The organism is Pseudomonas sp. GM80 (assembly GCF_000282515.1).
Lineage (GTDB): Bacteria > Pseudomonadota > Gammaproteobacteria > Pseudomonadales > Pseudomonadaceae > Aquipseudomonas.
The window spans coordinates 1-9,517 of the sequence record NZ_AKJD01000221.1; the positions used below are offsets into that span (position 1 = coordinate 1).

General features: G+C 62.6%; 5 protein-coding genes. 3 read left to right on the forward strand and 2 right to left on the reverse strand.

Annotation, left to right across the window (positions count from 1 at the left end; translation table 11 throughout):
- Positions 1-354 precede the first annotated feature (354 nt).
- Both mnxG and PMI37_RS27100 read right to left on the reverse strand, forming a co-directional pair.
- Positions 355-6,189, reverse strand: a complete 5,835-nt coding sequence (mnxG, locus tag PMI37_RS27095; protein WP_008087276.1) for a manganese-oxidizing multicopper oxidase MnxG — start codon at positions 6,187-6,189, stop codon at positions 355-357.
- Positions 6,190-6,388: 199 nt separating this feature from the next.
- Complete coding sequence (locus tag PMI37_RS27100) at positions 6,389-6,997, reverse strand: lytic transglycosylase domain-containing protein (RefSeq protein ID WP_008087278.1); 609 nt, start codon at positions 6,995-6,997, stop codon at positions 6,389-6,391.
- 206 nt (positions 6,998-7,203) lie between these two features.
- On the opposite strand from PMI37_RS27100, the gene gspG reads away from it, so the two are divergent.
- The 3 genes from gspG to PMI37_RS31985 all read left to right on the forward strand — a co-directional run bounded on the left by gspG (position 7,204) and on the right by PMI37_RS31985 (position 9,479).
- Positions 7,204-7,632, forward strand: a complete 429-nt coding sequence (gene gspG / locus PMI37_RS27105) for a type II secretion system major pseudopilin GspG (protein WP_007913548.1) — start codon at positions 7,204-7,206, stop codon at positions 7,630-7,632.
- Between the two features lie 14 nt (positions 7,633-7,646).
- Complete coding sequence (locus PMI37_RS27110) at positions 7,647-8,834, forward strand: type II secretion system F family protein (protein ID WP_045123309.1); 1,188 nt, start codon at positions 7,647-7,649, stop codon at positions 8,832-8,834.
- A 75-nt stretch (positions 8,835-8,909) separates the two neighbouring features.
- Entirely contained in the window at positions 8,910-9,479 is a 570-nt protein-coding gene (locus tag PMI37_RS31985; protein WP_008087282.1) for a hypothetical protein, read from the forward strand.
- The last annotated feature ends 38 nt before the right edge of the window (positions 9,480-9,517 follow it).

Sequence of the window (9,517 nt, forward strand, 5' to 3'; positions counted from 1 at the left end):
TTGCCAGCGATGGCGCCCTTCCAGTCACATCAATGGCGCCTGTGCCGCCATCATCGCTGGCAAGTCGAATCGTCGAACCGCAGCTCCCACAGGTTTTGCATTCCTGCCGCACGCTCACTGCCAACCACCGTCCCACTGTAGGCCTTCGCCTGCTCGCGATGGCGTCATCCGCCGCACCCTCCGAAACCGAGTTGTCCCCGATCGCGAGCAGGCGAAGGCCTACATGGGATTTGCATTCATCCCGCCTATCTCACTTCCAACCACCGCTCTGTAGGAGCAAAGCTTGCTCGCGAAGCTTTTAGTGCCACACCCCTTCCAGAACCGAGGCGCGGCCTTCGCGGGCAAGCCTTGCTCCTACGGGGTCGGTGCCGGTTCCGGTTCGTTGGTTACGCGCAGCAGTCCCCATAATCCGGAGGTGTTGCCGTAGGCGGCGTAGTCGCGGAACAGGTAGTCGCCCGGTATCGCGTTGCTGCCGCCGGCGCTCGGGATCATGAAGCTGAAGTGCGCGGCCGGCAGGATGCTTTCGTGGGCGCCGATGTACATCGACATCGGGTTGTAGCCGAAGCGCACCGAGCCCACGCCCGGCGAGCCCATCGGATAACCACCGACATCGCTCTTCTCGGCCTGGAACGGGTTCACCGACCAGACGTGCCCGTCGAGCTGGAACGTGGTGCCGCGACTGCCACCGCTCGGCATCAAAATATGCGTACGGAACGGCTGCCCCGGTTTGGCATAGAGCACCGGCGTCTGCGGATCGCCACCCACCAACGCATTGCTGTAAGCCATGTGCGCATTGACCATGTCGCCATAACCCGCGCCATCGGCGTGACCAAACGGTGCGTCGGGGGCGAGGCCGAAGCGATACCACAACGGCTCGGTTTTGTAGTTGATCGCCATGCTCGAGTTGTCCTGCGGATCGGTCGGCACGCCGAAGCCTTCAGCGGCAATTCCTTCCACCGGCCGGCCATTGGCCCAACGAGTGTTCAACGCCTTGTGCCAGACCATCGCGAAGTCGCGGTAGCTGGTCTGCCCAGGCGCCGTCACCGTAGCGTTGACCTTGCGCGCATCATCAACCCAGGTCGCGCCGATCGGCAGAATGCTCATTGCCCCGCCAAGACCTTTTTGCGGCTGCTTGATCACGTCCGCCGGGGTGATGTTCAAGCCGCCGAACTCGACTGCCGTGGCATTGATGTTGTCGACGCTGCGGCCCAGTTGGGTCACCGGTTTGCCTTCACGTTCCAGGTGCCCGGCGTAGTACTGATAGGTACGGGTCGGGTACGCGCCGCTGTTGCCGACGCGCGGTGGCACGGTCTGGATCGGGTTGGCGCCGACGTTGGCACCGTCGGATTTAGTGATGTCGTACGCCAGTAATTGCGCATGCAGGCCGACGTGGCTGGACGGCCGCATCAGATTGTTGCTGAAGGTGGTCGAGCCCAGACCGCTGTTGCGATCACGCTTGACCATGCCTTGCATCACCGCCGTCTGGGTCAGGTCAGGCATGACACTCGGCAGACGGTTTTCCAGGGTGATGTTGATGCAATCCCCTGCCGCCGCACGCAGCACCAGCGGTTCAACCGGGATGCCGGGTTTCAGCTTGCCGCTGAGCGGATCCAGATCGGATTTACGCACGTACAGGATCGCGGTCGGGTCATGCAGCGGCCCGCTCTGCCCGCCAATGGTGATGGTTTCGCCATCCTCCGGATCGGTCACGGTGACTTGTGGAATGCTCACCGTGCGCGAGTTCAGCACCAGGGTGCCACCCGCCGGATTCAGCGGCCCGCCGACATGCTGACCAAGCCCTTCGGGATCGCCGATGGTCAGGCCCAGCGAGTTGCCGAGGATGTCGTTGGCCAGCGCCGCCACCACTTCATAGTTGCGCTGTACCGTCGGCCGCGTACCGATGCCATTGGGGTTGGCACTGATCCGCGGGCAACTGCCCTCGAACGCCACGGTGTTGCGCATGCCCGCCGGATTCGGGTTGTTCGGGATGGCGAACAGGTCGGCGCGTTTGGCGGTGTAGTTGCGCATCACGCCCCAGATACCGCTCCAGTAGCCTTCGATCGAAGCGTCCATCGAGTACAGATAATCACCCGTGGTCGCAGCGGAACTGGAGAGCATCGACACCGGCGCAATGAAGCCCATCTGCTCGGAGATGCCGATCATTTGCGAGGCGCGCCAGCCGGAATTGGAGCTGTTGCCGAACCCGGAACCGCTCTGCAGCCATTTCACACCGTGCAAGGTGACGTTGTGCTCTTCTTCATGGCCGCCGGCATGCACCCGCAGCCGCACGTTGTCGCCGGTGTAGGTGCGCAGCATCGGTGTGAATGGGTCACCCGGTTCGGCGCCGCCCTTGTTGATGTGCGGCGGGAACAGCGTAGTGCCGCCGGTTGGGCCGGTGGCGGCGGTGAGCAGATTCGGCGCCAGGTTCATCGCCGGAATTGCGCGGTCGGTGCGGCTTTGCATGGCGAACGACAGATCGCCACCGAGGCCGTCAGCCTGCATGCCACGCTTGCCGTCCGGGCCGACCTTGTTCGGGTCGTACACGCGCAGGGCCAGCGGTTCGTTGCGATAGTTGACGACGAACATGCCCGGATCATCCACCGAAATCGCCTGCGGACATGGCCGGCTCGGGCAGCCCGGCACCTGACCGCCCTGCACTTCCAGCACGCCTTCAAGCAAGTTGCTGGCGTTGTTACGCACCGGCGGATTGATCGCGTAGCGGAAGCTGTCAGCGGTGGCCGGGAACGCTTGCGCATTTGGCACACCGTTAGGGCCGGCACCGACATAGACGCCAGCTTCATAGGCATGCTGGAAGTCGCTGTACTCGAGGAAGAACTCACGGAAGCTGTCGTTCTTGCCGTCGCCATCAAGGTCGCCGGTATTGATCACCGCTTGCCACGAGGTCGGCCCGCCGTCCTGACGCGCGCCGCTGTACAGAGGCTCACCGGTTTCGGCGTGGAACCAGGTCGAACCGGCCGGTTCCGCCAACACGGTGGCGTACAGACCAATCTGCTGGTGCGTCGATGGGCCCAGGTGGTCGTGGGTGAAAATGGTGCCGAGGCCGCGATCGACGCCTTTGGCGTTGACCACCGGATCGACGAACCAGCGCTGCATCGCCGTGCGCGCACCGAGCCAATCGGCGCGGCCGTACTGGCCGAAGAACGGGTGGTTCTTGGCTTTCGGGCAGGCCTGGGTGCCGTCGCGCGGATCGGTGGCGGCGCACTGGTTGAACTCGCGAATCGCGTGAATGCGTTCCTGCACGGCGCCCGGCGAGAGCACGCCGTCCTCGTAGTTCCAGCCGTTGGACGAGCCGTCCGCCGAGGTCAGGTCCCACTTCGGCAGGTGAATGTGCTGACCGATCACATCGGTCGGCGTGCGCACCTGATAGTCGTCCATCTCGTAAGTGGCTGGCACCAGGTTGGTTTGCTGGTACTGCACGCAATCGAAAGTGTTCATGCGCATCACCAGCGGTTCTGGCGGACGCTGCTTGGTGATCACCGGCCAGGCGTCTTCCCACAGCGCGAGAATGCGCGCCTGCGGGAAGTGATAACCGACCTTGTTGTACACCGCGTCGAACTGAATGTTGGCGGCTTTGTAGATCCGAGGGCGGTCGGCGGTGAAGCTCGAGGCGCCGACAAAGGACATGCCGTCGATGCGGTCACCGCTGGCAAACTCACCGCTGCCGGCGCTGCTGGTCAGGCGTTTTTGCCGGTCGTCCATGCACGGTTCGTAGTACGGCGCACCGGCCATCGGCAAGGCGCCGTTGGTGCGAAACGCCTTGGCCACCACTTGATTGCCGGGCAGCAAGGCATAGCTTGGATGGTCTTTTTTCGCGTGGAAGGCCATCGCCGCCTGTTCGACTTCGGTGCCTTCTTCCGGCAGGTAAATCGGTTTGGCGCGGGTGACTTCCTTGGAGAAATCCAGCGAGGTGGTCACGGTGTGCGCCTCACCGCCGGCCGACACGCCGTCGAGTGTATGCCGCTGCAAGCCGCCATCCCAGCCGCCGGATTGCGCCGGGTCGAGGTTGGCCCACAGCGCTTTGCCGCTGGCCTTGAGCGATTGCGCGGTAGCGGCGTCGAGCATGTCCAGTGGCGGAGTTGGTGGACGTTGGCCCACCGAACTTTCCATGCCACCAATCCAGAACGGATAGCCAGGGTTTTTCAGGCTGCCGTCGGCATTGCGGTTGGCTTCGCTGCGATCGACCAGCGCCAGCGAACCGATGGCTTGACCACCGCCATTGCCGCCATGGTGCTCACCATCGTCATCGCCCTCTTCTTCCTCCTCGTCGTCATCATTGCCGGCGATCAGGGTTTCGCCGATTTTCGGCACGACCACGACTTTACCCGGCATCGGTGCCATGGCTTTGCCCGGCAGCGGCACTATCGCTGGAATCGGTGTGCCGGCGACGATTTCGCCGTCAGGCAAGGCGCGTGCGCCGGTCGCCGGTTTACCACTGCGCAGGGCAAACGGTTCGTTGTGATAGCCGTCAGCGCCTTGCTGGGAAACGTCGAGCCGGGTGCCCTCCTCAAACACATCGTGCACCCGCCACATGGCCCACATGCCTTGGGCGAAGTGCGGATAGAAATGGCAGTGATAGATCGCATCGCCGGCCACGCGGTTGCGGTTGCCCGAGCCGCCGTTGGCGATTTCATAGGTGTAACCGGCGCCCGGGCCAATGCCCTGGGCATCGACGTAATCGGAGTTGTCGTCGTTGGGGTTGAACAGCCACTGATGGCCGTGCAAGTGGAAAATGTGCTGCTCGTGGCCATTGTGGGTGTTGCGGAATTTGACGAAGTCACCGATATAGCTGTGGTTGACGTTCGATGGCTCCGACGGATACAGCGCCATGGTCGCTTTCACCCCGATCTGATCAGCGCGTGGTGTCTGGCCAGGGGCGATGTTCTCAAGCCCGGCGTTGGCCGGCACGTCGACCAGCATCGCCACGTCGCCGACGGTGTGCGAGCTGAGGAAGAATTCTTCGTAGGCGCAAGACAGGCAGTCGTGCATCGGCCCGACGCCCAAACGGTTGGCCACCACTTCGGCGCCCATGCCGCCGGAGCCGTAGTTGATCATGAACGAATCGCGAGTCGGCTCCAGCACGTGGGCCATCACCGGATCAGCCCAATAGGCTGGAAACGCTTGAGTGGCAGCGGTTTCGTCCTGAAATTGCGAGGCGAAATCGCGGAACGCTTCCAGTCGATTAGGGATTGCCGGGTTGCGTTTGCCAACCGATTCCAGCGGATAAGTGCTGGGTGGGAAGCTGCCGTCGGCGTTGCTGCCCATGACAATCGCATCGCTTTCGCTGGAAATGATTTCATTGCCGTCGACCATGCCGATGATCGGCGTGCCGGCCTTGCCTTCGCGCAACCACGGTTCGCGCTGCGGGTAGCGCGCCTGATAGTCGACGATCGGTTGGCCGGTGGGTGCGCGGCCCGTGGTGGCCAGGCGCATTTCTTCTTCGGTGAGGGTGTTGCGATAGGTGCGGCCGCCCTTAGGCAGGACGACAACCTGGCCGAACAAGCCATTGGCGACGTTGCCGGCCGCGCCCTCGCCGCCAAACGTTGCGCCACGGCTGCTGACGGCAAACGCGCCTTCACGCTCGGCGTACAGGGTGTAAGAACGGCTCGCACCCGGCGGCACCAAGGTGTTGGCGTTACGCCCGGTGAACGAAGAAATGTCATCAATGCTGTTCACCGCTTGCAGGCCATTGACCTGGAAACCGACGTGACGATCAGCGACTTGCTCATCGACTTTGAAGTCTTCAGCCGCGTTGGCGTTTTCCACGCCCTCCTCTTCTTCACCTTCATTCTCGAAGTGCTTGTTCGGGTTGGCCTGATAGTCGAGCAGATTTTGCAGATTGATCGTCAGGCAATCACCCGCCGCCACGCGCAACACCAGTGGCCGTGGCCGCTTGTCCGGGCGCAGCGAAACCTTGCCCGGCACCGCTGAACCGCCGTAGGCCAGCGACATGTTGCGGTCATCAACGACGTCGCGGCGCAGGGCAAACATCATGCCGTTGATGTTCTGCGCGCCGAGGCGGTTGAACATCAGCGGTTGATCGAAGGCGACGACGTTGGCCACCAGATTGCGCTCGCAACGTACGGCCGCGCCGGCCAGCTCGACGCTGAGCATCGAGGCCAGAATCAGCAGCCAGTTGAACAGAGACGGTGCGTGATGAATGCCAACCATGATCAGTAACCTCGTAGTGGGTGCTCTTGGGAACACTTCTCGACAAATGCCTCGGAGCAATCCGCGTGCCACAAAAAATTGCATTAGCGTTCAATCAGTTACCGCGACGACTTGAGAATCCGGGGCAAATCCCCCACCCCTTTTCCCCACTTTTCGGGTGTATCCGGTTTGCCCCGAAAGTGGGGAAACCGGGTTGGGGTCACAACGGCGCATCCATGGCCAACCCCTGCAGACGCCGGTACTGACGCAACACATTCGGTACATACCGCTGGGTTTCGGCGAACGGCGGAATCACCCGGCCACGGCTGAGCACCGCGTCGGGCCCGGCGTTGTAGGCCGCCACGGCGAGGGCGATGTCGTTGTCGAACAGGGTCATCAGGCGCTTGAGGTATTTCGCGCCGCCCTGGATGTTGGCCTTGGGGTCGTAGACGTCGGTCACACCCATTTCCCGCGCGGTGTCGGGCATCAACTGCATGAGCCCACCCGCGCCTTTGGCCGAGGTTGCGCCGGGGTTGTAGTGGGATTCTGCGTTGATCACCGCGTGCAGCAGCGCTTCGGGTAACTGGTTGACTTTGGCGGCTGCCGAAACCAGTTCCGCATAGGGTTGGTTGGCGATCATTTGCGGCTGTTGATCGAGGCTGGCCACAGGCATTTCAGCCTCGTGGATCACCCGTTCGTAGGTGCGTCCGGGACGGTGAACGTTGGACAGCACGTAGCTGCCCTTGGCGTCCACCGAGATGAACACATCGGCCTGCGCGGCGCCGCTGAGCAGCACACAACCGAGCAATCCGCTGGCGAGAAATTTCATGTCGGGCCTCCCCGGATCGGCCCCGATAAATTGGGGGAAATGCCCCAATGGCCGATCACGTTTGAGCCATACGCAAGCACTGTGCCGACTCTTGAAAGGCCCCTATCACAAGGGTTCCGGCGTGTGAGCAGGTTTTTAACGGGGGCTGAGCATGGCAATTGCATAAGCCCTTCAGGCGACACGGCTGCCACTCACGGGAGGTCATCATGAAGCTGCAATTTCGTCCGCGTGGCCAACGCGGTTTTACCCTGCTCGAACTGCTTGTGGTGTTGGTGGTGCTCGGCCTGTTGGCCGGGATCGTCGCGCCGAAATACTTCGCTCAACTCGGTCGCTCGGAAGTCAAAGTGGCCAAGGCGCAGATCGAAGGGCTGAGCAAAGCGCTGGACATCTATCGCCTCGAAGTCGGCCATTACCCGTCCACCGAACAGGGCTTGCAGGCCTTGGTCACCGCACCGAGCGACGAGGCGAAATGGACCGGCCCGTATTTGCAGAAAAAACTCCCGCAGGATCCCTGGGGGCGTAATTACGCCTACCGCTACCCCGGCGAAAACAGCGAGTACGACTTGCTGTCGATGGGCAAGGACGGCCAGCCCGGCGGCGAAGGCGAAAACGCTGAAGTGACCAACTGGCAGTAAGCGGAGCGCGGCCCATGCGATTTCATTTGAAAGCGGTCGGCAAGGCTGGCGTGGTGTCCTTGAGCGTCGAGGCAGCGGGCGATAGCGAAGCGCGGCGCATTGCCGAGGATCAGGGTCTGCGCGTGCTCAGTTCGCACGCCGACAAGCATTGGCGCTCGCTACGACTGCGTCAGCGCGAAACCTTCAATCTGGTGTTGTTCAGCCAGGAACTGACCACGCTGCTCAATGCCGGCCTGCCGTTGATCGATGCGCTGGAAAGCCTCGCCGAAAAAGAAACCGCCCCCGCGGCCCGGAAAACCTTGAGTGAGCTGGTGCGCCTGCTCTACGAGGGTAAATCGTTTTCGCAGGCGCTGGGCCAGTTGTCGGCGGTGTTCCCGCCGTTGTACGTGGCGCTGGTACAGTCCAGCGAGAAGACCGGCGCGGTCGGCGATGCGCTGGGTCGCTACGTCAGCTATCGGCAGCGCATGGACGAGGTGCGGCAGAAGATCATCAGCGCCTCGATCTATCCAATGCTGTTGCTGATAGTCGGCGGTGGCGTGGTGCTGTTCTTGATGGGTTATGTGGTGCCGCGCTTCAGCCTGGTGTTCGAAGGGCTGGGCAATAACCTGCCGTGGCTGTCGCAGGTGTTGATGAGCAGTGGCATGTTCTTGCATGCGCATCAGGCGGAATTCTTTGGCGCGCTGGCGGCGATTGTCATCGCCCTCGCCGTGCTGCAAAAACAACCGGCGTTTCGCCGAGGGCTGGATCGGCTGGTGGAGAAACTGCCGGCGGTGCATCAACGGATTTTCATGTATGAACTGGCGCGCTTTTATCGCTCGCTGGGGATTCTGCTGCAGGGCGGGATTCCGCTGGTGACCGCCATGGCCATGGTCCGAGGTTTGCTCACCGTGGCTTCGCGGACGCGACTGGATCAGGCCTGCGAGCGGGTGCGCGAGGGGCAATCGTTGTCCACCGCGCTGGAACTCAATCATCTGGTGACGCCGGTGTCCCTGCGCCTGCTGCGCGCCGGCGAACAGTCCGGCAACCTCGGGCAGATGATGGAGCGCAGCGCCGACTTCTACGACGAGGAAATCAGCCGCTGGCTGGAGTGGTTCGTGAAGTTGTTCGAGCCGCTGCTGATGACGTTTATCGGCCTGCTGATCGGGGTCATCGTGATCCTGATGTACATCCCGATTTTCGAACTGGCTTCAAGTATTCACTGACCCCCGGGAACGGGTCCGGTCCCTGCAACAACGCACTTTTACGTTCCCAACAAGACCACAAAGACGGAGAACGATATGCACATTAAAAAGCTCGTGCTCGCAATGGCCATCGGCGCAGTTCTGTCGGCGTCCACCGTGCTGATTCCGGATAGTCTTTCCGGCATTTCCAGTGTTCAGGCCAAAGAAGGTGGTAGTGGCGGTGGAGGGAGTGGTGGCGGTGGACACGGCGGAGGGGGTGGCGGTAACGGCGGAGGAAATGGCGGCGGGCATGGCGGTAGTGGTGGAGGCGGCGGAAGCGGCGGTGGCGGTGGCGGTGGCGGTGGCGGTGGCGGCAATGGTGGTGGCCACGGCGGCAGTGGCAATGGTGGAAGTGGTCACGGTGACGGCGGCAGTGGACACAGCGGCAGCGGCCAGGGCTCCGGACACTCCGGTGATTCCGCCTCATCCTCCGGCCGCAACGGCACCCACGCCGAGCCAGGCGATGATCACGGCGTGCACCGGGCCGGCGAAGTCGGCGATGACCATGGCGTCCATCGCGCTGGCGAAGTCGGCGATGACCGAGGACTGCATGCAGCAGGCGAACCGGGGGATGATCGCGGCGTACATGTCGGCGGCGAACCCGGCGACGACAAACGCACCAACTGACAATCCTGCAACACCACAAACCCTTGTGGGAGCTGGCT

Bases quoted from the DNA above. Each gene is read 5' to 3' on its own strand.
- mnxG (WP_008087276.1), bottom strand. From the start codon at position 6,189: ATGGTTGGCATTCATCACGCACCGTCTCTGTTCAACTGGCTGCTGATT.
- PMI37_RS27100 (WP_008087278.1), bottom strand. From the start codon at position 6,997: ATGAAATTTCTCGCCAGCGGATTGCTCGGTTGTGTGCTGCTCAGCGGC.
- gspG (WP_007913548.1), top strand. From the start codon at position 7,204: ATGAAGCTGCAATTTCGTCCGCGTGGCCAACGCGGTTTTACCCTGCTC.
- PMI37_RS27110 (WP_045123309.1), top strand. From the start codon at position 7,647: ATGCGATTTCATTTGAAAGCGGTCGGCAAGGCTGGCGTGGTGTCCTTG.
- PMI37_RS31985 (WP_008087282.1), top strand. From the start codon at position 8,910: ATGCACATTAAAAAGCTCGTGCTCGCAATGGCCATCGGCGCAGTTCTG.